Below are 20561 nucleotides of genomic sequence, written 5' to 3' on the forward strand. Positions count from 1 at the left end.
AGGGGACGCGGCCCCCACCTACCGCCCCGCCCTCCATTTCCGTACGCCATACGCCCCCGCCCCGACCGCCAGCACCCCCGCACCCGCGACCACGGAAACCCCGGGCAACGCGAACGCCAGCACCACACACCCGAGCAGCCCCACCACCGGTACCACCCGGGCCGCCGGAGCCGAACCGAGTGTCCATGCCGACGCGTTGGCCACCGCGTAGTACGCGAGTACACCGAAGGAGGAGAAACCGATCGCGCCCCGCACGTCGACCGTGGCGGCGAGGACGGCGACCACCGCGCCCACGGCCAGCTCGGCCCGGTGCGGCACCTGGAAGCGAGGGTGGACGGCGGACAGCGCGCCCGGAAGATGCCGGTCCCGGGCCATGGCCAGCGTCGTTCGTGAGACGCCGAGAATCAGGGCGAGCAGCGAACCCAGCGCGGCCACGACGGCACCCACCCGCACCACCGGCACGAGCCCCGGCACCCCGGCGGCCCGCACCGCCTCGGCCAGCGGCGCGTCCGTACGGCCCAGAGCAGCAGCGCCCAGCACGGAAAGGACAGCCACCGCCACCACCGCGTACACCACCAGCGTGATGCCCAGGGCCAGGGGGATCGCGCGGGGGATGGTGCGCGCGGGATCCCGTACCTCCTCACCCAGGGTCGCGATGCGCGCGTACCCCGCGAACGCGAAGAACAGCAGACCGGCCGCCTGCAGCACCCCGCTCACCCCGCCGGAGACCCCGGTGTCCAGCCGCCCGGCCTCCGAGGCCCCGGACCCAAGACACACGACCACCACGGAAGCGAGGACAGCGAGGACCACCGCCACGATCGCCCGGGTCAGCCAGGCGGACTTCTGGATCCCGCCGTAGTTCACAGCGGTCAGCGCCGTCACCGCCGCGACGGCCACGGCATGGGCCTGCCCCGGCCAGAGGTACGCACCCACCGTCAGCGCCATGGCCGCACAGGAGGCCGTCTTTCCGACCACGAACGACCAGCCCGCGAGATAGCCCCAGAACGGCCCGAGCCGCTCCCGCCCGTACACATAGGTGCCGCCCGAGGCCGGGTACAGGGCGGCCAGCCGTGCCGAGGACGTGGCGTTGCAGTAGGCGACCACGGCGGCGACCGCGAGCCCGAGCAGCAGCCCGGACCCGGCCGCGCGCGCCGCCGGACCGAGGGCGGCGAAGATGCCGGCACCGATCATCGAGCCGAGACCGATGACCACGGCGTCGCCTGTGCCCAGTGTGCGCCGCAATTCGGCACCGGAACCTGTCATGCGCCGCACCCTACTGATCTCTGCAACCGCCGGGCGCAGTACGGACGTCCTCTTCGTCAACGGGACACGAACACCCGCACGAAGAGCACCGCACGCGAGTCGCGCGAGCACGTCGTCCAACCCAAGCGCTACAGCACGCGTCCAGTCGGCCGGGACGTAGATCACAGGCCACGGACAGTGCGGGCACAGCGCGGAAGGGCAGGTTCAGGGCATGAGCATCATCGGCTGGATCATCCTGGGGCTGTTGGCCGGAGCCATAGCCAAGTTCCTGCTGCCGGGCCGGGACCCGGGCGGCTTCATCGGGACGACCCTCATCGGCATCGCGGGCGCGTTCATCGGTGGCTGGATATCGGCCCGTTGGCTGGACCACCCGGTCACCAAGAGCTTCTACGACGGGACCACGTGGGCCGCCGCGATCGGCGGCTCCCTCGTGCTCCTGATCGCCTACCGTCTCCTCTTCGGCAACTCACGCGACTGACACCCCCGAACCGCAGCCAGCAGGCGAGAAGGGTGGGCACTGGCCAGGTGCCCACCCTTCCTCGTACATCGCTGAATCAGCGGCTCACCGGTAGTTCACGAACTGGATCGCGAAGTCGAAGTCCTTGCCCTTCAGCAGGGCGATGATGGACTGCAGGTCGTCACGGCTCTTCGAGCTGACCCGCAGCTCGTCGCCCTGGACCTGGGCCTTCACGCCCTTCGGCCCCTCGTCACGGATGATCTTCGCGACCTTCTTCGCGTTCTCCTGGGAGATGCCCTCCTCGATCGACGCGAAGATCTTGTACTCCTTGCCGGAGAGCTGCGGCTCGCCCGCGTCGAGCGCCTTCAGGGAGATCCCACGCTTGATCAGCTTGGACTGGAAGACGTCGAGGACGGCATTGACCCGGTCCTCGGAGTTCGCCTCCATCAGGATCTTGTCGCCGGACCACGAGATCGAGGCACCCACGCCCTTGAAGTCGTAGCGCTGGGAGATCTCCTTGGCGGCCTGGTTGAGGGCGTTGTCGACCTCCTGCCGCTCGACCTTCGAGACGATGTCGAAACTGGAGTCGGCCATGTCCTGTGGCTCCTTGTATCGGGGTGCGTGTCGGCGTGCGTACGGATGCGTATCGGCGTACGTGGGGGCGGCGCCGAGCCCGGCGTGGACCCGGGCCGCATCCGCCCAAGCCTAGTCACCCCATGCCCTCCGGGCGCAGATCAATCGGGTGGCGAAGCACCCCTCGGCATCGGGTATTGTTTACGTCGTTGCCACGGAGCACCGCCGAAAGACGGTTCGAAGGGCAGCAAACCCCGGCGGTGTGCCCGAGCGGCCAAAGGGAGCAGACTGTAAATCTGCCGGCTCAGCCTTCCCAGGTTCGAATCCTGGCGCCGCCACGCTGAGAAAGATACCCCCTCCGAACTGCGGAAACGCAGAGCGGAGGGGGGTTTCTTCGTGTCTGGATGCTTCAGGCGCCCTATCGCGCGGCGGGCCGGGTGATGTGTCTCACCGGCGGGCCGGCGGGTCGGTGGAGTCAGGACACGCGTTCGCGTTGCTCACGCAGCGCCGAGCGCCCATGACGGTAACGGTCCCAGGCATAACGCCGCGTCCAGAAGACCCCGCACCAGACGGCGATCATGCCGCCCGCGATGACGAGTCGGCTTGCCGTGACCAGGCCCATGAAGCCCGGCTCATACGGCACCTGCCGACCCATGCGTTCCAGCTGGCTCAGTTGGTCGTCGACAGCCGTCGCATGGATGCCCGTCGCTCGGCACCTCGAGATGCCGGGCCACGGTCGTGATGGTGATGGCGGTGTACAACAGACTGCGGCGAAGCGATTGTCAGACGCCACGCGCCCGTACCCCTCGGACGCGAATCCTCCCGCCCCCGACAACAGCCGCCCTTGAAGTCCGCTGCCCTTCCACGCGCCCCGCCAGGCCCACCCACCCGCCCGCTCCGGACGCACAAACGTCGTCGACCGAGGGCACACTGACTGCATGTCCAGTCGTCGCAGGCTCTGCCCCGAATGCCGTCGCGAGATCGCCGTCGTCGCCGGCCGCTTCGCCCGGCACGACCCGCCCGGAGCACGCGCGCGAGGTCAGCTGGTCTCCTGCCCGGGCTCCCGCAGACAGGCAGAACTCGGAGCGGCGCAGCCGTCGTTGGACGGGTACGCACTACCCGTCGTCCCCGGCCAGCTGCCACTGTTCTGAGCGTTCGGCTGCCCTACGACCGGTCAGAGCACCCCGCGCCGATGTTCGACCGCCTACACCCCTCGTTCCGAGCGTTCAGCCGCCCTACGGCCCAGACCCAAGCCCCGAACCCGAACACGAACCCAACCCCTCCCGCACATCCATCCGCACCACCAGCCCGTCCTCCCCGAACCGGTACACGTGCTCGACCGTCTCCTCGGCCCACCGCTCGCCCGACGCGTCGCGGACCCCGAGCCGTACGGTCACCACGACCGCCCCGCCGAGCCGGTCCGACCCCAGCCCCTCCAGCCGTACGAGGGGATGCCCCGCCGCGAACTGCCGTGCCCAGTACGCCCGTACCGCCTCACGTCCGCGCAGTCGGCCGCCGTCCAGCATGTTCGGCCAGTCCACGTCCGGGGCCAGACAGTGCGGTACGAAGGCGTCCCGCTCGTCCGTCGCGAAGACCTCGTACATCCGCCGCAGCAACGCCTCTTGCGCGGCCGGCACCCCCTCGGCGGCCATCCTCAGTTGCCCGCCACCGACTTCACCGCGACCGAGACCGGCATGGAACCGCTGATCAGCTCCAGCGTCAGCCCTGCCGTCGCCGGCGTGTCCAGCAACTCCCCCAGTACGGCGGCCACGTCGTCGCGCGGAATCGGGCCCCGGCCGGTGTGCGCCTCCAGGCGTACGAGGCCGTTGCCCGCGTCGTCCGTGAGCGCGCCAGGACGCAGAATCGTCCAGTCCAGGGCGTCCAAGCCGCTCACATGGGCGTCGGCTTCGCCCTTGGCGCGCAGGTACACATCGAAGGTCTCGTCACCCTCGTGCCGTGGGTCCGCGCCCATGGACGACACGATCACGAAGCGCCGTACGCCCGCCAGGACCGCCGCGTCCGCGAACAGCACCGCCGCGGCCTTGTCCACCGTGTCCTTGCGGGCCGCGCCGCTTCCCGGACCCGCGCCCGCCGCGAAGACCGCCGCGTCCGCGCCCCGCAGATGGGCGGCAACCTCCTCGACCGAGGCCGACTCCAGGTCCAGCAGGACCGGTTCGGCACCGACGTCCCGCAGGTCGTCGCCCTGTTCGGCGCGACGGATGATCCCCGCGACCTCGTCCCCGCGCGCGGCGAGCAGTCGCTCCAGCCGCAGCGCGATCTGACCATGACCACCAGCGATGACAATGCGCATGTCTTCGACCGTACGCCCGTCAAGGCCCATCTGCCGCGTGGGTCCGGCGACGCCTCAGGGGTGCAGGGTGAGGTCAGGGTGACTTCGAGGAGCGTCTGCGGTCCGTCGTGGCTGGTCGCACAGTTCCCCGCGCCCCACAGGGGGTTGCATGCAGCGACGCGCGCCACGATGCGCCCCCCACGCCCCCACCGAACCCTCACCCACACCACAGCCACTCGCCCTACGACACACCCCCCCGACCCTGCCGAGGCAGCCCCGACTCCTCGGCCGCCGCCGAGTTGCAGTACTCCCGTACCGCGCTCGTCCGTGCCACCACGCGCCCCCGGTGCACCACGATCCGGCTGTACGCCAGGGAGAGCGCGCCGGCGAGGCGGTCGCCGCGCACCGCGAGCAACTCGGCCGGGAAGCCCGCCTCCACGCGGACTTCGGGCAACCCGAGCACGGTCCGCGCCGACGTGCTCACCGTGTCGTAGGCATCCTCCGGGCGCAGCCCGTACCGGGAGGCGAGCAGATACGCGGCCTCCAGGGGGTCGCCGCGGCCCACCGGGTTGCAGGCGTCCCGCAGTGTGCCGCTGCCGGCGGCCACCCGGACTCCGGCCGCGCGCAGCAGCCGTACCGGAGCCGTCCCCCGGCGGTCGACACCCGCGCAGCCGCCCTGCGGCAGGCACACCACGGCGACTCCGGCCGCCCCGAGCTGGTCGGCGGTGCGGGAGACCACCTCGGCGGGCAGCCGGTCGAGTCCCGCGCAGGGGCCGAGGGTGACGCCGGGCCGCAGGCCGCCGGCCATGGCGGCGAGCCGGGCGAGCCGGGCCGGGTCGGTGGCGTCCGTGTGCAGGTCGACGGGGCAGCCGTGTTCCGAGGCGACCTCCAGGACCGCCTCCGCGTAACCCGTCGGATCGGGGTCGAGATCCGGACAGCCGCCCACCACCGAGGCACCCATCTTCAGCGCGTCCCGCAACATGGCGAGCCCCTCTGCCCCGGCCACCCCGGTCAACACCCTGGGCATCGCCACGGCCGTCAACTCGGTGAGCCCGTGCAGCGACCGCCGCGCCTGCAGTACGGCGGCCAGTGCGCCCAGCCCCTGGACGTCCCCCACGCGCACGTGTGCCCGCAGCGCGGTCGCCCCGTGCCCGAGCTGCAGCAGAGCCGCTTCCGTGGCCCGGCGCTGGACGTCGCGCGGGTCGTAGGCGAGAGGGCCGTCCGCGTCGGCCGACAGCGCGGTGTCGCCGTGGGCGTGCGGCTCGGCCGGGGCCGGCAGGAGCAGATAGCCGCTGAGGTCCACGCGCGCACCGCACGCGCGCGTGCCGCCCACGGCCAGACTGCCGGCCGTACCGACCGCCTCGATGCGCCCACCGCCCAGCCGTACGTCCACGGTCCTGCCGTCGGTGAGCCGCGCCCCGCACAACAGGAGACCGGCCCCCTCGGACCGGCCCGAGGACGCGGCACCCGACGAGGACGAGGAGTGGGGCGGCTGCGGCTGGCTGTCGGGCATCGCGCTCCAGGGGCTCGGTACTACGCAAGCTCAGGACTGCGCGAACTCGGACTGCGCAAGGGACGCAAGATCACGCAGAGTGAGTCGAGCCTAGGGTGGCCGCGCACCCGTGACGGGGAGGAGCGCAATAGTCGTACCGGTGTGGTCCGCCGTACCGGAGAGGCAGTTGAGGCCTCCGGGAACCCCGTGGATCAAGGCGTCGAGGGCGCCGCGAAACGGATTTGGGCGAACGGCGGCGGAGCGTGTAATGTCTTCATCGCTCGCCCCAATAGCTCAGTCGGTAGAGCGTCTCCATGGTAAGGAGAAGGTCTACGGTTCGATTCCGTATTGGGGCTCTGGTGTGAGAGGTTCCCGCTGCGAGGCGGGAACCGATCGCATCGCAGCGGTGTAGCTCAGTCGGTAGAGCAAGCGGCTCATAATCGCTGTGTCACCGGTTCAAGTCCGGTCACCGCTACAGACAGTAGCCGATTGTGGGGTCGGTCCTTCGATCGGCTACTCTTCTATGCGTTGAACCTGTCCCATCCGTTCGTCAAGGAGCACTCCTGTGGCTGCCACCGACGTCCGCCCGAAGATCACGCTGGCCTGCGTGGAGTGCAAGGAGCGGAACTACATCACCAAGAAGAACCGGCGTAACAACCCGGATCGCATGGAGATGAAGAAGCACTGCCCGCGTTGCAACGCGCACACCGCGCACCGCGAAACGCGATAAATCAGGCTCGTACGTGAGGCCGTCCCCGAGAGATCGGGGGCGGCCTCACGTCGTTGAGAGACCCGATACCGGTCAGTAGAGCAAGCAGGAGGTGCCGAGCCCATGGCGCTCGACCAGTCCTTCGTGGGGCGGACCTACCCGCCCACCGACCCCTACGAGGTGGGCCGGGAGAAGATCCGCGAGTTCGCCGAGGCGGTGGGGGACTCCAACCCCGCGTACACGGACCCGGAGGCCGCCAAGGCGCTCGGCCACCCCGACGTCGTCGCCCCGCCGACCTTCGTGTTCTCGATCACCTTCAAGGCCGCGGGACAGGTCGTGCAGGACCCGCAGCTCGGCCTGGACTACAGCCGTGTGGTGCACGGCGACCAGAAGTTCGCCTACGTCCGCCCCGTGCGCGCCGGTGACCGTCTGACGGTCACCTCCACCATCGAGGCGATCAGGTCCATGGCCGGCAACGACATCCTGGACATCCGCGGCGAGGTCCACGACGAGGCCGGCGAACACGTGGTGACCGCCTGGACCAAGCTGGTCGCGCGCGCGGCAGAGGAGGCGTGACAAAGAACATGACGGCGAAGATCGCATACGACGACGTCGAGGTCGGCACCGAGCTGCCGACCCAGACCTTCACCGTGACCCGCGCCACCCTCGTCCAGTACGCGGGCGCCTCCGGGGACTTCAACCCCATCCACTGGAACGAGAAGTTCGCCAAGGAGGTCGGGCTGCCGGACGTCATCGCGCACGGCATGTTCACCATGGCCGAGGCGATCCGCGTGGTGACGGACTGGGTCGGCGACCCGGCGGCCGTCGCCGAGTACGGCGTCCGCTTCACCAAGCCCGTCGTCGTGCCCAACGACGACCAGGGCGCCACGATCGAGGTCAGCGGCAAGGTCGCCGCCAAGCTCGACGACAACACGGTCCGCGTGGACCTCACGGCGACCAGCGCGGGGCAGAAGGTGCTGGGGATGTCACGGGCGGTCGTACGACTGGCCTGAGGGGCGGGTACGGCTGCTGAGGTAAGGGGCGCTCTCCATGGTGGGGCGCCTCTTACGGTGTTGTGGCCCCCTACCTGCGACAACGCTCAGTGATGGTGGGAGGTTCCGGCGAGAGCTTCCAGTAGAAGAGGACGTCTTGCCAAGTTAGTGATTGAGCACTAACATGGCTTCCATGGCCAGGATGAGTGCAGAAGAGCGGCGCGAGAGCGTCATCCGTGCGGCAACGGCCGAGTTCGCCCGCGGTGGCTACCACGGCACGTCGACCGAGGCGATCGCCAAGCGGGTCGGTGTGTCGCAGCCGTATCTCTTCCGACTCTTCCCGGGTAAGAAGGCGATCTTTCTGGCGGCGGCCGAGCGCTGCGTGGAGGAAACCATCCGCACCTTCGAGGAAGCTTCGAAGGGGCTGGAAGGCGAGGACGCTCTCCACGCCATGGCGGACGCGTACACCCGGGTCATCGCGGAGCGGCCCGAGTGGCTGATGATGCAGATGCAGATGTACGTCGCGGTGGGGGCCGCCGAGCAGGAGGGTGACACCGAGTTCGGGGAGGCGGTGCGGGCCGGCTGGATGCGGCTGTGGGACACCGTCCACCTGCCGCTCGGCGCCGACGCCAACGAGACGACGACCTTCCTGGCGTACGGAATGCTCATCAACTGCCTGACGGCGATGGGCTTTCCGCCCGGGCACCGGGTCTGGGAGGGCATGTACCCGTCGGCACGGATCAAGGGCCGACTGGAGCACTGAGTACAACGAGGCGTCACGAGCGCCTTCCATGATCGAGAAATTTAGTAATCACTAACTAATCACCGATCACACCCGCTGGGGGAGCGATGTCACAGCAGAAGCAAGCCGCACCGACCGCAGGCCGCGGGGGAGCCGTCTGGGCCCTCGTCATCACCAGCGTCGCCGGGTTCATGGCGGCCCTCGACAACCTCGTCGTCACCACCGCCCTGCCCTCCATCCGCGAGGACCTCGGCGGAGCGCTGCACGACCTCGAATGGACCGTCAGCGCCTACACGCTCACCTTCGCCGTCCTGCTCATGACCGGCGCGGCGCTCGGCGACCGCTTCGGCCGGCGACGCCTCTTCCTGGTCGGCCTCACGATCTTCACCGGCGCGTCGGCGGCCGCGGCACTGGCCCCGGGCATCGACTCCCTCATCGCCGCGCGCGGTCCAGGGCGTAGGGGCGGCGATCATGATGCCCCTCACGCTCACCCTCCTCACGGCGGCCGTGCCCGCCGCCAAGCGCGGGATGGCGTACGGCATCTGGGGCGCCGTCAACGGGCTCGCGGTGGCCTCCGGGCCACTGATCGGCGGCAGCCTCACCGAACACATCTCCTGGCAGTGGATCTTCTGGCTGAACGTACCGCTCGGCGTCGCCCTGCTGCCCCTGGCCCGTCTGCGCCTCGCCGAGTCCCACGGCGCCGGCGCGCGCCTCGACATCCCCGGCACACTGCTCGCCAGCGGCGGTCTCTTCGGCATCGTGTACGGCCTGGTCCGCGGCCCGTCCGACGGCTGGACCGACTCCGTGGTCCTGCTGGCCCTGTTCGCCGGGGCCGCGCTGCTCGCCGCGTTCGTCCTCTACAGCACCCGGGCCAAGAACCCCATGCTCCCCATGCGGCTGTTCCGTTCCCGGGCCTTCTCCGGGATCAACGCGGCCAGCCTGCTGATGTTCCTCGGGATGTTCGGCTCGATCTTCCTGCTCAGCCAGTACATGCAGGGCGTCCTCGGCTACTCGCCCACCGAGGCGGGCCTGCGGATGCTCCCCTGGACCGGCATGCCGATGCTCGTCGCGCCGATCGCCGGGATCCTCTCCGACCGCATCGGGGGGCGGCCGGTCGTGGCCACGGGTCTCTTCTTCCAGGCGGCGGGTCTCGCCTACATGGCGTCCGTGGTCACGATCAACGCCTCCTACGCCGCGCAGCTCCCCGGACTCGTCCTCAGCGGCATCGGCATGGCCCTGTTCTTCGCTCCCGCGTCCAACCTGGTCATGTCGAGTGTTCGGTCCGAGGAGCAGGGGATCGCTTCCGGGGCGAACAACGCGCTGCGTGAGGTGGGTGGAGCGCTGGGGATCGCGGTCATGGCGTCGATCTTCTCCTCGCAGGGTGGGTACGAGAGCGGGCAGTCCTTCGTGGACGGCCTGCGGCCGGCACTGCTCACGGGCGCGGCGGTGGTGGCTGTCGCCGGGGTCGCGGCCCTGCTGATTCCTTCACGGAAGAGCAGCGCGTTGGTGGCGTCGTCCGAGCGCGGGCGGTCACTGGACCCGGTGGCCGGCTGAACGCTGCGGTGGGCTTGGGCGGGGCCCCTACGGAGGTGCGGGGTGAGGTTGTCGGGCGGGTGCGGGCCGGTGGTGGCTGGTCGCGCAGTTCCCCGCGCCCCTGGGGAGTTGCAGTCACCCGCACCACGACGGACCGTCGACCACCTCGCGCACCGCGACGGACCGCGCGCCGTGACGGGCCGTTCGCCGCGTACGGCGCGCAGGGGACGGGGTGGGGGGTGTCCGCCCGCAGCGGCCGGCGTCCGTTGTCCAGTACGGCCGAAGCAACAGCAACCGCCGGACCGAGGACGGACACCCCCCACCCCCCCCGTCCCCCCCCCCCCCCCCCCCCCCCCCCCCCCCCCCCCCCCCCCCCCCCCCCCCCCCCCCCCCCCCCCCCCCGACCCACCCACCAGACCGCACGCGCTACACAAGCCCCCACCGGAGCCGCAACGGGCCGCCGCAGGCATCCAGGGGCGCGGGGAACTGCGCAAAAACGCCCGCCCCCACCCACCCGCACAGGCCGCCGCAGGCACCCACCCCCGTAGGCTGTACCGCGTGCAGGAACGACACGACGCCCCCCTCGCCCCCCTGACCACCTTCCGTCTCGGCGGCCCCGCCACCCGGCTCGTCACCGCGACGACCGACGCCGAGGTGATCGAGGTCGTCCGTGAGGCCGACGCCACCGGCACGCCGCTCCTCGTGATCGGCGGCGGGTCCAACCTCGTCATCGGGGACAAGGGGTTCGAGGGCACCGCACTCGTCATCGCCACCAAGGGGTACGACCTCACCGGCACCCACCTGGAGCTCGCCGCCGGCGAAGTGTGGACCGACGCAGTCGAACGCACCGTGGACGCCGGACTCGCCGGTGTCGAATGCCTCGCCGGCATCCCCGGTTCCGCGGGCGCCACCCCCATCCAGAACGTCGGCGCCTACGGCCAGGAGGTGTCCTCCACCATCACCGAGGTCATCGCCTACGACCGCCACACCGGCGAAACCGTCACCCTCGCCAACGACGACTGCGCCTTCTCCTACCGCCACAGCCGCTTCAAGGAAGACCCCGCCCGCTACATCGTCCTGCGCGTCCACTTCGACCTGGAAGACGCCGACGGCCTCTCCGCGCCGATCAAGTACGCCGAAACCGCCCGCGCCCTGGGCGTGGAACCCGGCGACCGCGTCCCCCTCACCGACGCCCGCGCAACCGTCCTGAAGCTGCGCGCGGGAAAGGGCATGGTCCTGGACCCCGACGACCACGACACCTGGTCGGCAGGCTCCTTCTTCACCAACCCCATTCTCACGGCCACCCAGTTCGCGGAGTTCCACGCGCGCGTGAAGCACCACCTCGGCGACGACGCCGAACCCCCCGCCTACCCCGCGGGCGACGGCCACACCAAGACCTCCGCGGCCTGGCTGATCGACAAGGCCGGCTTCACCAAGGGCTACGGCACCGGCCCCGCCCGCATCTCCACCAAGCACACCCTGGCCCTCACCAACCGGGGCGACGCCACCACCGAGGATCTCCTCGCACTGGCCCGGGAGGTCGTGACAGGCGTACGGGACACCTTCGGCATCACGCTGGTCAACGAGCCGGTGACAGTGGGCGTAAGCCTGTAGCCGACCAGATCCGAAAGCGTCAGCACCGTCAGTACGCCACCCCCACCCCCTGCTTCACCACCCCCGCATCCCCCACCATCCCGAGCATCGCGTGCGCCACATCCGCCCGCGAGATGAACCGCCCCCGAGCCGGAAACCCCCCGGCCACCACGCGATACACCCCGGTCACCGGCTTGTCCTGAAGACGCGGTGGGCGCACGACCGTCCAGTCCGTACCGCTCGCCGCCAGCTCCGCCTCCATCTCGCTCAGGTCGGCGTAGACGTCCTTCAGTACCGCGGACACGAGCCCCCGCATCCACCGGTCCACCACTCCCTCGTCCACGGGCGCCGGCCCGACCGGCCCCGCGCTGACCGCCAGCACCCGCCGGACCTGCTCCGCCTCCATCGCGGCCAGCACCACGCGGGTCAGCCGCGTCGCTATCCCGGCGTCCTTGCGGGCGCGCGGCCCGAGCCCGGACAGCACCGCGTCCCGCCCGGCCACGGCGGGCCGCAGCACCTCCGGGTCGGTGAGGTCCGCACGGACCACCTCCAGCCGCTCGCCCGTGACGGTCAGCCGGGCAGGATCCCGTACGACCGCCGTGACCTCATGGCCCGCCGCCAGGCCCTGCCGGACGAGCTCGCGCCCTATGCCCCCGGTGGCCCCGAAAACCGTGAGTTTCATGGGTACTCCCGTACTCGAAGGAGGTGGGTGAGTATTCACTCACCCCTGCCTCCCTCTAGAGTGGGTAAGTACTCACCCACCCGTCAAGCCCGCCAACCGACCCAAGGGGAACCGAACAGCATGGAGCCCAAGCCCGGCCCGGCCCGCGTCCGCATCCTCGACGCCGCCCATGAGCTGATGCTCACCGTCGGGCTGGCGCGTGCCACGACCAAGGAGATCGCCAAGGCGGCCGGCTGCTCCGAGGCGGCGCTGTACAAGTACTTCGCCAGCAAGGAGGAGGTGTTCATCCGCGTCCTCGCGGAACGCCTCCCGAGACTGGCCCCCCTGCTGCACGCCCTCGCCGCCGAGCCGGGCCGCCACACCCTGGAGGAGAACCTCACCGAGATCGCCCGCCAGGCCGCCCTCTTCTACGAACAGAGCTTTCCGATCGCCGCCTCCCTGTACGCCGAGACCCAGCTCAAGCGGCGCCACGACGACGCGATGCGCGAGATGGAGTCCGGCCCGCACAAGCCGATCGAGTGGCTCGACGCCTACCTCAAGGCCGAGCAGTCCATCGGCCGGGTCGCCCCCACCGCCGACACTTTCGCCGCGGCCTCCCTGCTCCTGGGCGCCTGCGCGCAACGGGCGTTCGCCTACGACGCCACACAGGACGGCGTACGGCCGCCGGTGCAGGAGTTCGCCGCCCGGCTGGCCCGGACCCTGCTGGGCGGAATCTCGGTAGCCGTGGAACCGGGGTGACCGTCACGCCGGGCCGCCGCGGCGGCACCGGCACCGCCCCTACCAGGTCCCCGCCCTACGCCCACGTCAAGAGCCCGGGTGGCTGAGCCAGTCGTCCACCCCCGACAGCAGCTTGGCCTTCACGTCCTCCGGCGCCGCCGAGGCCCGTACCGACTGCCGGGCCAGTTCCGCCAGCTCCGCGTCCGAGAAGCCGTGATACCGCCGGGCGATCTCGTACTGCGCGGCCAGCCGGGACCCGAACAGCAGCGGGTCGTCGGCGCCCAGCGCCATCGGCACCCCGGCCTCGAACAGCTTCCGCAGCGGCACGTCCTCATGCTTCTCGTAGACACCGAGCGCCACATTGGACGCCGGGCACACCTCGCACGTCACCTGCCGGTCCGCCAGCCGCTTCAGCAGCCGCGGGTCGTCCGCCGCGCGCACCCCGTGCCCGATCCGGTTCGCGTCCAGGTCGTCGAGACAGTCCCGTACCGAGGACGGTCCGGCCAGCTCGCCACCGTGCGGCGCCGACAGCAGCCCGCCCTCGCGCGCGATGTTGAAGGCCCGGTCGAAGTCCCGTGCCATGCCCCGGCGCTCGTCGTTCGAGAGTCCGAAGCCGACCACGCCCTTGTCGGCGTACCGCACCGCCAGCCGGGCCAGCGTGCGGGCGTCCAGCGGATGCTTCATCCGGTTCGCGGCGACCAGCACCCGCATCCCGAGCCCGGTCTCGCGCGAGGTCGTCTCCACCGCGTCCAGGATGATCTCCAGGGCCGGGATCAGCCCGCCGAGCCGGGGGGCGTACGACGTCGGGTCGACCTGGATCTCCAGCCACCCCGAGCCGTCGCGCACATCCTCCTCCGCGGCCTCCCGCACCAGCCGCCGGATGTCCTCGGGCTCGCGCAGACACGAGCGGGCCGCGTCGTACAGCCGCTGGAAACGGAACCAGCCCCGCTCGTCCGTCGCCCGCAGTCTCGGCGGTTCCCCGCTGGTCAGTGCTTCGGTCAGCGCCTCGGGCAGCCGTACGCCGTACTTGTCGGCCAGTTCCAGAACCGTCGCCGGGCGCATCGACCCGGTGAAGTGCAGGTGCAGATGGGCTTTCGGCAGCTCAGAGACATCACGTACACGCTCCATTCCAGGATCCTGCCGTACGTCACGGGTGTCCCGGTACCGCTTTCCCCTTTAGTGGTCTTGCTCGCACAAAAAAGCACCCCCTCACGTGAGGGGGTGCCTTTTCACGGCGGGCTCAGTCCTGCGCCTCCGCCAGCAGCTTCTGGATCCGCGAGACGCCCTCGACGAGATCCTCGTCACCCAGGGCGTACGACAGCCGCAGATAGCCCGGCGTGCCGAAGGCCTCGCCCGGGACGACCGCGACCTCGGACTCCTCGAGGATCAGCGCGGCCAGCTCGACGGTGTCCTGCGGGCGCTTGCCGCGGATCTCCTTGCCGAGCAGGGCCTTGACCGAGGGATAGGCGTAGAAGGCGCCCTCGGGCTCCGGGCAGAGCACGCCGTCGATCTCGTTGAGCATCCGCACGATGGTCTTGCGGCGGCGGTCGAAGGCCGTGCGCATCTCCGCCACCGCGTCGAGGTTGCCGGAGACCGCGGCGAGGGCCGCGACCTGGGCGACGTTCGACACGTTGGACGTGGCGTGCGACTGGAGGTTGGTCGCGGCCTTGACGACGTCCTTCGGGCCGATGATCCAGCCCACGCGCCAGCCCGTCATGGCGTACGTCTTCGCGACACCGTTGACGACGATGCACTTGTCGCGCAGCTCGGGCAGGAGCGCCGGCAGCGACACGGACACCGCGTCGCCGTAGACGAGGTGCTCGTAGATCTCGTCCGTCAGCACCCACAGGCCGTGCTCGACGGCCCAGCGGCCGATCGCCTCGGTCTCGGCCTCGCTGTAGACGGCGCCGGTCGGGTTGGAGGGGGAGACGAAGAGGACGACCTTCGTCCTGTCGGTGCGGGCCGCCTCCAGCTGCTCGACGGAGACCCGGTAGCCGGTCGTCTCGTCGGCGACGACCTCCACCGGGACCCCGCCGGCCAGCCGGATCGACTCCGGGTACGTCGTCCAGTACGGCGCCGGGACGATGACCTCGTCGCCCGGGTCGAGGATCGCGGCGAAGGCCTCGTAGATCGCCTGCTTGCCGCCGTTGGTCACCAGGATCTGGGACGCGTCGACCTCGTAGCCGGAGTCACGCAGCGTCTTCGCGGCGATCGCGGCCTTCAGCTCGGGGAGGCCGCCGGCCGGGGTGTAGCGGTGGTACTTGGGATTCGAGCAGGCCTCGACGGCGGCCCGGACGATGTAGTCCGGGGTCGGGAAGTCCGGCTCACCGGCGCCGAAGCCGATCACCGGACGCCCGGCGGCCTTCAGGGCCTTGGCCTTGGCGTCCACGGCGAGAGTGGCGGACTCGGAGATCGCGCCGACTCGGGCGGAGACCCGGCGCTCGGTGGGAGGGGTTGCAGGGCTCATGGGCCCATCGTTTCAGACCGGAAACTCCCCCGGCACGCGGGTTTCACAGACTGAACAACTGCTGAACAACCGTCCGGATTCGCCTCGCACGCTGGGCGATCTTCCGTCCCCAAGCCCCCTACGGGCGCTTTCTGTTCGACGAGGGCCCGCGGACCACGTACACTCTCACCTCGTTGGCCTTCAGCAGCCCACCCAGCCGGTGCACACCGAGCACCCGGTCGGATGCGGTACGTTGGGGGACGCACAAAGGGTCGTAGCTCAATTGGTAGAGCACCGGTCTCCAAAACCGGCGGTTGGGGGTTCAAGTCCCTCCGGCCCTGCTACACACACCTTCGCCAGGATGTGTGCGCATGTACGTACAGCAATGCACCGCCGTGCGGCTCCAACCGGGCGCGGCACGGCCACGACCCGGGAACAGGTGAGGACGAATGGCGGACGCCGTGGGCTCCATTGATACGCCTGATGCCCAGGATGAGGCGCCGGAGTCCAAGAAGACCCGTAAGGGCGGCAAGCGTGCCAAGAAGGGCCCGCTGAGGCGCCTCGCGCTCTTTTACCGGCAGATCGTCGCCGAGCTCCGCAAGGTCGTCTGGCCGTCGCGGAACCAGCTGACGACGTACACGACCGTGGTGATCGTCTTCGTCCTCGTCATGATCGGCCTGGTGACCGTGATTGACTATGGACTCAACCACGCCGCCAAGTACGTATTCGGCTGAGCACAGAGCGAAGGGCGCCGAGGTTACCGGCGCCCCTTTTCGCATGTTCCACCCCAAAGTATCCAGGAAGAAGCAGCCACCGTGTCTGACCAGAACCTGAACGACGCCATCGAGCCCGACGAGTCTGTCGACGACGAGCTCGACATCGTCGAGGGCGCGGACGAGGACCTGGACGAGGTCGAGGCTGCCGACGCCGAGGCGGGCGAGCCCGCCGAGGAATCCGCCCTCCACGTCGAGGACGAGTCCGGCGGTGACATCGAGTCCGGCGGTGACATCGAGTCCGGCGGTGACGTCGAGGCCGTCGATTCCGTCGAGGACGAGGGCGAAGTAGAGGCCGAGGAAGAGCCGGCCGAGCCGGTCGATCCCGTCGCCGCCCTGCGCGAGGAACTGCGGACCCTTCCCGGCGAGTGGTACGTCATCCACACCTACGCCGGGTACGAGAACCGCGTGAAAACCAACCTCGAGCAGCGTGCCGTCTCGCTGAACGTCGAGGACTTCATCTTCCAGGCCGAGGTGCCGCAGGAAGAGGTCGCGCAGATCAAGAACGGCGAGCGCAAGACCATCCGCCAGAACAAGCTCCCCGGCTACGTGCTGGTGCGCATGGACCTGACGAACGAGTCCTGGGGCGTCGTCCGCAACACCCCCGGCGTCACCGGCTTCGTGGGCAACGCCTACGACCCGTACCCGCTGACCCTGGACGAGATCGTCAAGATGCTCGCCCCGGAGGCCGAGGAGAAGGCCGCCCGCGAGGCCGCCGAGGCCGAGGGCAAGCCCGCTCCGCAGCGCAAGGTCGAGGTCCAGGTGCTGGACTTCGAGGTCGGCGACTCGGTCACCGTCACCGACGGCCCCTTCGCCACACTCCAGGCCACGATCAACGAGATCAACGCCGACTCGAAGAAGGTCAAGGGCCTCGTCGAGATCTTCGGCCGCGAGACCCCGGTCGAGCTGAGCTTCGACCAGATCCAGAAGAACTAACGCCTTCGGCGACAGAGCCACCGTTCAGGTCAGACGGCTTCCGTAGCCTGTCTGACCTGCTCGGTTTTTAGCCGCGCGGACCTACCCGTTAGGGTTGTGCGGTTGCCTTCGGGCATCAGGAAACTGACAGAAAAGACAGAGGACCCGGAATGCCTCCCAAGAAGAAGAAGGTCACGGGGCTCATCAAGCTCCAGATCCAGGCCGGTGCCGCCAACCCGGCTCCGCCGGTCGGCCCCGCGCTGGGTCAGCACGGCGTCAACATCATGGAGTTCTGCAAGGCGTACAACGCCGCGACCGAGTCGCAGCGTGGCTGGGTGATCCCGGTGGAGATCACGGTCTACGAGGACCGCTCCTTCACCTTCATCACCAAGACGCCGCCGGCCGCCAAGATGATCCTCAAGGCCGCGGGCGTGGACAAGGGCTCCGGCGAGCCGCACAAGACCAAGGTCGCCAAGATCACCCAGGCGCAGGTCCGCGAGATCGCCACCACCAAGATGCCCGACCTCAACGCCAACGACCTGGACGCCGCCGCGAAGATCATCGCCGGTACCGCGCGTTCCATGGGCGTCACGGTCGAGGGCTGAGCCCCAACCCCCGTACAAAGCAGAAGTGGCAGGGCCTGCTCGGCCCGTACCACGACTCCTTTCAGAACACACAGGAGCAGTTGTGAGCAAGCGCAGCAAGGCCCTTCGCGCTGCGGACGAGAAGATCGACCGGGAGAAGCTGTACGCCCCGCTCGAGGCCGTCCGTCTCGCCAAGGAGACCTCCACGTCCAAGTTCGACGGCACCGTCGAGGTCGCCTTCCGTCTGGGTGTCGACCCGCGCAAGGCCGACCAGATGGTCCGTGGCACCGTGAACCTCCCGCACGGCACCGGTAAGACCGCCCGGGTCCTGGTCTTCGCGACCGGTGACCGTGCCGAGGCCGCTCGTGCCGCGGGCGCCGACATCGTCGGCGCCGACGAGCTCATCGACGAGGTGTCGAAGGGCCGTCTGGACTTCGACGCCGTCGTCGCCACCCCGGACCTCATGGGCAAGGTCGGCCGCCTCGGCCGCGTGCTCGGTCCCCGTGGCCTCATGCCGAACCCCAAGACCGGCACCGTCACCCCCGATGTCACCAAGGCTGTCAACGACATCAAGGGCGGCAAGATCGAGTTCCGCGTCGACAAGCACTCGAACCTGCACTTCATCATCGGCAAGACGTCGTTCGACGACACCAAGCTGGTGGAGAACTACGGCGCGGCGCTGGAGGAGATCCTCCGTCTGAAGCCGTCCGCCGCCAAGGGTCGCTACATCAAGAAGGCCGCCATCAGCACCACGATGGGCCCCGGCATTCCGCTCGACTCCAACCGCACCCGCAACCTCCTCGTCGAGGAGGACCCGGCCGCGGTCTGAGACACCGGCAGGTTCCCGGGCCCCGCACCTTTCCAGGTGCGGGGCCCGTTCCCGTGTGCGGGCGCTGTGCTCTGGGTTAGCGTGCGAGCAGGGCACTTGCAGCAGGGGGACGCATGAAGAGGACGACGGTCTGGGTCACGACGGCCGCCGCGCTGACGGGACTGGCCGCCTGCACCTCCTCGGGCTCCTCCGACGCGCCGGAGGACAGGCGCAGCGCCTCGGCCCCCGCCGCCCTCCCGGCCCTGCGTACCGCCGAGCGCTCCACCGAGCGGGCCGAGACGGCCCGGGTGAGGTCCACCACCGTGATGGGCGCCCAGCTGTCCCTCAGCGCCGACGGCGTCCTCGCCTGGCGCGACGGCCTCTCCGGCTCCCTCACCATCGACTACACCGGCGGCACCGCGGCCGAGACGATGCGCGGCCTCGGCGTCACCTCCATGGAGGCCCGCTACCTCTCCGACGCCTACTACGCGCGCATGGGCGACACCTTCGCCGCGAAGACGGGCGGCAAGCACTGGCTCAGGTACGCCTACGACGACCTGAAGACCTTCGACGGCGGCGCCGACCTCGCCGACCAGATGCGCTCCACCACTCCCCACCAGTCGGTGCGGCTGCTGCTGGACTCCGGGGACGTGCGTGAGCTGGGCCGGGAGACCGTGGACGGCCAGGCCGCCACGCACTACGCCGGCACCGTGCGGGTCGAGGACGTCACCGACACCGAGCTCCGGCGGCGCCTCAAGGACGCCGACGTCACCGCCGAGACCGTCGACATCTGGATCAACGAGAAGAACCTGCTGGTCAAGAAGGTCGAGAAGACCAGCACGACGAACGGCAGGGTCACCCAGACCGCCCACTACAGCGACTACGGCGTCAAGGTCGCCGTACAGAAGCCGCCGGCCGCCGACACCGAGGACTTCAAGACCCTCCTGTCACAGTCGAGCACCAACCCCACCTGAGCCGCAGGGAATTCACGGACCCCTCGCGCCCCTCTCGGATAAGCTCGCGGTCTTGCTGTGAATCGGCCATGTGTTCCTTGGGGGGAATCAATGAGCATTTCTGTACGACGTTCCGCGCGCCGCCGGACGATCGGCGCCGGGCTCGCCGCCGTGGCTCTCGCCGCGGGTGCGGTGAGCTGTTCCAAGGGGGGCGAGGAGTCGCCCGAGATGACGCCCGCGGCGGCGGTCGCCAAGGCGGCGAAGAACACGGAGGAGATCACCTCCTTCCGCTACCGCATGAAGGGCGAGATGCCCGAGCAGGGGCAGGTGGTGGCCGAGGCCTCCATGCGGACCAAGCCCGACCTCGCGATGAGCATGAAGATGACCTCGCCCAAGGAGGGCTCCGCCGAGATCCGGCTCGTCGACAAGGCCATGTACATCGGCGGCAACGCCGAGCTGGCCAAGGAGATGGACGGCAAGAAGTGGATGAAGTTCGACCTGTCCGGGCTCGACAAGGACGGCGGCCTCGGCGCCACCGCGCCCGGCGCCGGTCAGGCCGACCAGAACCCGGCCTCCATGTCCTCCTTCCTCAACGGGGCCAAGGACGTGAAGAAGGTCGGCACCGAGACGGTCGACGGGGTCAAGACGACCCACTACGCGGGCGACGTCACGCTGGCCGAGCTCAAGGCCTCCTACAAGGACGCCGACAAGTCGGTCCGCGAGCAGCGCGAGAAGAGCACCGAGCAGCTGGAGAAGCTGGGCCTGGACAAGTTCACGATGGACATGTGGGTCGACGGTGAGGACCACGCCAAGCAGTTCCGCATGCAGGGTGACGCGGACAAGGGCAAGTTCGACATGACCTTCACCTTCCTGGACTACAACAAGCCGGTGACTGTCACGGCGCCGCCCGCCAAGGACACCGCGGACCTGGCCGAGATGATGAAGGAACTCCAGAGCAGCTGAGCGTCGTAGGACCGGATTTGCTTGACAGGGATCCGGTCACGTACGCTCCTACAGAAGCCAAAGACCGCTGGTCGTT

Annotated in this window: 23 protein-coding genes, 4 tRNA genes and 1 pseudogene; 19 read left to right on the top strand and 9 right to left on the bottom strand. The window is 69.7% G+C overall.

The features are described 5' to 3' along the window. Positions 1-18: 18 nt before the first annotated feature. A complete protein-coding gene (locus tag ACIBJB_RS34285; protein WP_398936495.1) occupies positions 19-1263 on the bottom strand; it encodes an APC family permease in 1245 nt (414 codons plus the stop codon). Between the two features lie 211 nt (positions 1264-1474). Here ACIBJB_RS34285 and ACIBJB_RS34290 point away from each other — a divergent pair, with 211 nt between their 5' ends. Further along, on the top strand, positions 1475-1741 hold the full coding sequence (locus tag ACIBJB_RS34290; protein WP_057607941.1) for a GlsB/YeaQ/YmgE family stress response membrane protein: 267 nt from the start codon (positions 1475-1477) through the stop codon (positions 1739-1741). 84 nt (positions 1742-1825) lie between these two features. Here ACIBJB_RS34290 and ACIBJB_RS34295 read toward each other — a convergent pair whose 3' ends face one another. Beyond that, positions 1826-2314 (bottom strand): YajQ family cyclic di-GMP-binding protein, encoded by a 489-nt coding sequence (locus tag ACIBJB_RS34295; RefSeq protein WP_306977604.1) that lies wholly within the window; start codon positions 2312-2314, stop codon positions 1826-1828. Positions 2315-2549: 235 nt separating this feature from the next. Between ACIBJB_RS34295 and ACIBJB_RS34300 the strand changes: the two genes are divergently transcribed. Then, positions 2550-2631: transfer RNA gene (locus tag ACIBJB_RS34300), tRNA-Tyr, on the top strand. 137 nt (positions 2632-2768) lie between these two features. Here ACIBJB_RS34300 and ACIBJB_RS34305 read toward each other — a convergent pair. After that, positions 2769-2948 carry a hypothetical protein gene (locus ACIBJB_RS34305; protein WP_398936497.1) on the bottom strand — a complete coding sequence of 60 codons (180 nt, stop codon included), beginning with the start codon at positions 2946-2948 and terminating at the stop codon, positions 2769-2771. Between the two features lie 283 nt (positions 2949-3231). Here ACIBJB_RS34305 and ACIBJB_RS34310 point away from each other — a divergent pair, with 283 nt between their 5' ends. Next, positions 3232-3444 (top strand): hypothetical protein, encoded by a 213-nt coding sequence (locus ACIBJB_RS34310; protein WP_079072179.1) that lies wholly within the window; start codon positions 3232-3234, stop codon positions 3442-3444. Between the two features lie 84 nt (positions 3445-3528). On the opposite strand, the gene ACIBJB_RS34315 is transcribed toward ACIBJB_RS34310, so the two are convergent. From ACIBJB_RS34315 to ACIBJB_RS34325, 3 genes are all read right to left on the bottom strand, one after another. Continuing rightward, positions 3529-3945, bottom strand: coding sequence for a nuclear transport factor 2 family protein (locus ACIBJB_RS34315; protein ID WP_398936500.1), 417 nt, complete (start codon positions 3943-3945; stop codon positions 3529-3531). Positions 3946-3947: 2 nt separating this feature from the next. Then, positions 3948-4604, bottom strand: a complete 657-nt coding sequence (locus ACIBJB_RS34320; RefSeq protein WP_398936503.1) for an NAD(P)H-binding protein — start codon at positions 4602-4604, stop codon at positions 3948-3950. A 220-nt stretch (positions 4605-4824) separates the two neighbouring features. After that, positions 4825-6096 (bottom strand): amidohydrolase family protein, encoded by a 1272-nt coding sequence (locus ACIBJB_RS34325; RefSeq protein WP_398936506.1) that lies wholly within the window; start codon positions 6094-6096, stop codon positions 4825-4827. Between the two features lie 262 nt (positions 6097-6358). On the opposite strand from ACIBJB_RS34325, the gene ACIBJB_RS34330 reads away from it, so the two are divergent. From ACIBJB_RS34330 to ACIBJB_RS34365, 8 genes and pseudogenes are all read left to right on the top strand, one after another. Next, positions 6359-6431 (top strand) — tRNA-Thr (locus tag ACIBJB_RS34330). 46 nt (positions 6432-6477) lie between these two features. Beyond that, a tRNA-Met gene (locus ACIBJB_RS34335) sits at positions 6478-6550 on the top strand. Positions 6551-6640: 90 nt separating this feature from the next. Then, positions 6641-6805, top strand: a complete 165-nt coding sequence (gene rpmG / locus ACIBJB_RS34340; RefSeq protein WP_018834916.1) for a 50S ribosomal protein L33 — start codon at positions 6641-6643, stop codon at positions 6803-6805. 102 nt (positions 6806-6907) lie between these two features. Beyond that, a complete protein-coding gene (locus ACIBJB_RS34345) occupies positions 6908-7360 on the top strand; it encodes a MaoC family dehydratase N-terminal domain-containing protein (protein ID WP_057607938.1) in 453 nt (150 codons plus the stop codon). Positions 7361-7368: 8 nt separating this feature from the next. Continuing rightward, the gene (locus tag ACIBJB_RS34350; protein WP_398936741.1) at positions 7369-7797 is read left to right on the top strand and encodes a MaoC family dehydratase; all 429 of its coding nucleotides are present in this window, start codon (positions 7369-7371) and stop codon (positions 7795-7797) included. Between the two features lie 172 nt (positions 7798-7969). Continuing rightward, positions 7970-8539: a TetR/AcrR family transcriptional regulator gene (locus ACIBJB_RS34355; RefSeq protein WP_398936509.1), complete on the top strand. Its 570-nt coding sequence runs from the start codon at positions 7970-7972 to the stop codon at positions 8537-8539. 86 nt (positions 8540-8625) lie between these two features. After that, positions 8626-10072 (top strand): annotated as a pseudogene (locus ACIBJB_RS34360) (MFS transporter). Positions 10073-10609: 537 nt separating this feature from the next. After that, complete coding sequence (locus ACIBJB_RS34365; protein ID WP_398936511.1) at positions 10610-11665, top strand: UDP-N-acetylmuramate dehydrogenase; 1056 nt, start codon at positions 10610-10612, stop codon at positions 11663-11665. Positions 11666-11693: 28 nt separating this feature from the next. Here the strand turns inward: ACIBJB_RS34365 and ACIBJB_RS34370 are convergent, their stop codons facing one another. Further along, the gene (locus tag ACIBJB_RS34370; RefSeq protein WP_398936514.1) at positions 11694-12326 is read right to left on the bottom strand and encodes an NAD(P)-dependent oxidoreductase; all 633 of its coding nucleotides are present in this window, start codon (positions 12324-12326) and stop codon (positions 11694-11696) included. A 120-nt stretch (positions 12327-12446) separates the two neighbouring features. On the opposite strand from ACIBJB_RS34370, the gene ACIBJB_RS34375 reads away from it, so the two are divergent. Next, the gene (locus ACIBJB_RS34375) at positions 12447-13064 is read left to right on the top strand and encodes a TetR/AcrR family transcriptional regulator (protein WP_398936516.1); all 618 of its coding nucleotides are present in this window, start codon (positions 12447-12449) and stop codon (positions 13062-13064) included. Positions 13065-13130: 66 nt separating this feature from the next. Here the strand turns inward: ACIBJB_RS34375 and ACIBJB_RS34380 are convergent, their stop codons facing one another. After that, positions 13131-14171: an adenosine deaminase gene (locus tag ACIBJB_RS34380; RefSeq protein ID WP_398936518.1), complete on the bottom strand. Its 1041-nt coding sequence runs from the start codon at positions 14169-14171 to the stop codon at positions 13131-13133. A gap of 112 nt (positions 14172-14283) precedes the next feature. Further along, a complete protein-coding gene (locus tag ACIBJB_RS34385) occupies positions 14284-15510 on the bottom strand; it encodes a pyridoxal phosphate-dependent aminotransferase (RefSeq protein ID WP_398936520.1) in 1227 nt (408 codons plus the stop codon). Between the two features lie 247 nt (positions 15511-15757). On the opposite strand from ACIBJB_RS34385, the gene ACIBJB_RS34390 reads away from it, so the two are divergent. The 7 genes from ACIBJB_RS34390 to ACIBJB_RS34420 all read left to right on the top strand — a co-directional run bounded on the left by ACIBJB_RS34390 (position 15758) and on the right by ACIBJB_RS34420 (position 20485). Further along, positions 15758-15830 (top strand) — tRNA-Trp (locus tag ACIBJB_RS34390). Between the two features lie 108 nt (positions 15831-15938). After that, complete coding sequence (secE, locus tag ACIBJB_RS34395; protein WP_266521117.1) at positions 15939-16223, top strand: preprotein translocase subunit SecE; 285 nt, start codon at positions 15939-15941, stop codon at positions 16221-16223. An 81-nt stretch (positions 16224-16304) separates the two neighbouring features. Next, entirely contained in the window at positions 16305-17198 is an 894-nt protein-coding gene (nusG, locus tag ACIBJB_RS34400) for a transcription termination/antitermination protein NusG (protein WP_398936522.1), read from the top strand. Between the two features lie 149 nt (positions 17199-17347). Beyond that, entirely contained in the window at positions 17348-17782 is a 435-nt protein-coding gene (gene rplK / locus ACIBJB_RS34405; protein WP_057607927.1) for a 50S ribosomal protein L11, read from the top strand. An 82-nt stretch (positions 17783-17864) separates the two neighbouring features. Continuing rightward, complete coding sequence (rplA, locus tag ACIBJB_RS34410; RefSeq protein ID WP_007384045.1) at positions 17865-18590, top strand: 50S ribosomal protein L1; 726 nt, start codon at positions 17865-17867, stop codon at positions 18588-18590. A gap of 113 nt (positions 18591-18703) precedes the next feature. After that, entirely contained in the window at positions 18704-19543 is an 840-nt protein-coding gene (locus ACIBJB_RS34415) for a hypothetical protein (RefSeq protein WP_398936525.1), read from the top strand. Between the two features lie 90 nt (positions 19544-19633). Next, positions 19634-20485, top strand: coding sequence for a DUF1396 domain-containing protein (locus ACIBJB_RS34420; protein ID WP_398936527.1), 852 nt, complete (start codon positions 19634-19636; stop codon positions 20483-20485). Positions 20486-20561: the final 76 nt, after the last annotated feature.

Source organism: Streptomyces sp. NPDC050759, assembly GCF_044456945.1.
GTDB lineage: Bacteria > Actinomycetota > Actinomycetes > Streptomycetales > Streptomycetaceae > Streptomyces.

What these genes read in the sequence shown, in the direction of transcription:
- ACIBJB_RS34285 (WP_398936495.1), bottom strand. Translation starts at nt 1,263, where the DNA reads ATGACAGGTTCCGGTGCCGAATTGCGGCGCACACTGGGCACAGGCGAC.
- ACIBJB_RS34290 (WP_057607941.1), top strand. Translation starts at nt 1,475, where the DNA reads ATGAGCATCATCGGCTGGATCATCCTGGGGCTGTTGGCCGGAGCCATA.
- ACIBJB_RS34295 (WP_306977604.1), bottom strand. Translation starts at nt 2,314, where the DNA reads ATGGCCGACTCCAGTTTCGACATCGTCTCGAAGGTCGAGCGGCAGGAG.
- ACIBJB_RS34305 (WP_398936497.1), bottom strand. Translation starts at nt 2,948, where the DNA reads ATGGGTCGGCAGGTGCCGTATGAGCCGGGCTTCATGGGCCTGGTCACG.
- ACIBJB_RS34310 (WP_079072179.1), top strand. Translation starts at nt 3,232, where the DNA reads ATGTCCAGTCGTCGCAGGCTCTGCCCCGAATGCCGTCGCGAGATCGCC.
- ACIBJB_RS34315 (WP_398936500.1), bottom strand. Translation starts at nt 3,945, where the DNA reads ATGGCCGCCGAGGGGGTGCCGGCCGCGCAAGAGGCGTTGCTGCGGCGG.
- ACIBJB_RS34320 (WP_398936503.1), bottom strand. Translation starts at nt 4,604, where the DNA reads ATGCGCATTGTCATCGCTGGTGGTCATGGTCAGATCGCGCTGCGGCTG.
- ACIBJB_RS34325 (WP_398936506.1), bottom strand. Translation starts at nt 6,096, where the DNA reads ATGCCCGACAGCCAGCCGCAGCCGCCCCACTCCTCGTCCTCGTCGGGT.
- ACIBJB_RS34345 (WP_057607938.1), top strand. Translation starts at nt 6,908, where the DNA reads ATGGCGCTCGACCAGTCCTTCGTGGGGCGGACCTACCCGCCCACCGAC.
- ACIBJB_RS34350 (WP_398936741.1), top strand. Translation starts at nt 7,369, where the DNA reads ATGACGGCGAAGATCGCATACGACGACGTCGAGGTCGGCACCGAGCTG.
- ACIBJB_RS34355 (WP_398936509.1), top strand. Translation starts at nt 7,970, where the DNA reads ATGGCCAGGATGAGTGCAGAAGAGCGGCGCGAGAGCGTCATCCGTGCG.
- ACIBJB_RS34370 (WP_398936514.1), bottom strand. Translation starts at nt 12,326, where the DNA reads ATGAAACTCACGGTTTTCGGGGCCACCGGGGGCATAGGGCGCGAGCTC.
- ACIBJB_RS34375 (WP_398936516.1), top strand. Translation starts at nt 12,447, where the DNA reads ATGGAGCCCAAGCCCGGCCCGGCCCGCGTCCGCATCCTCGACGCCGCC.
- ACIBJB_RS34380 (WP_398936518.1), bottom strand. Translation starts at nt 14,171, where the DNA reads ATGGAGCGTGTACGTGATGTCTCTGAGCTGCCGAAAGCCCATCTGCAC.
- ACIBJB_RS34385 (WP_398936520.1), bottom strand. Translation starts at nt 15,510, where the DNA reads ATGAGCCCTGCAACCCCTCCCACCGAGCGCCGGGTCTCCGCCCGAGTC.
- secE (WP_266521117.1), top strand. Translation starts at nt 15,939, where the DNA reads ATGGCGGACGCCGTGGGCTCCATTGATACGCCTGATGCCCAGGATGAG.
- rplK (WP_057607927.1), top strand. Translation starts at nt 17,348, where the DNA reads ATGCCTCCCAAGAAGAAGAAGGTCACGGGGCTCATCAAGCTCCAGATC.
- ACIBJB_RS34415 (WP_398936525.1), top strand. Translation starts at nt 18,704, where the DNA reads ATGAAGAGGACGACGGTCTGGGTCACGACGGCCGCCGCGCTGACGGGA.
- ACIBJB_RS34420 (WP_398936527.1), top strand. Translation starts at nt 19,634, where the DNA reads ATGAGCATTTCTGTACGACGTTCCGCGCGCCGCCGGACGATCGGCGCC.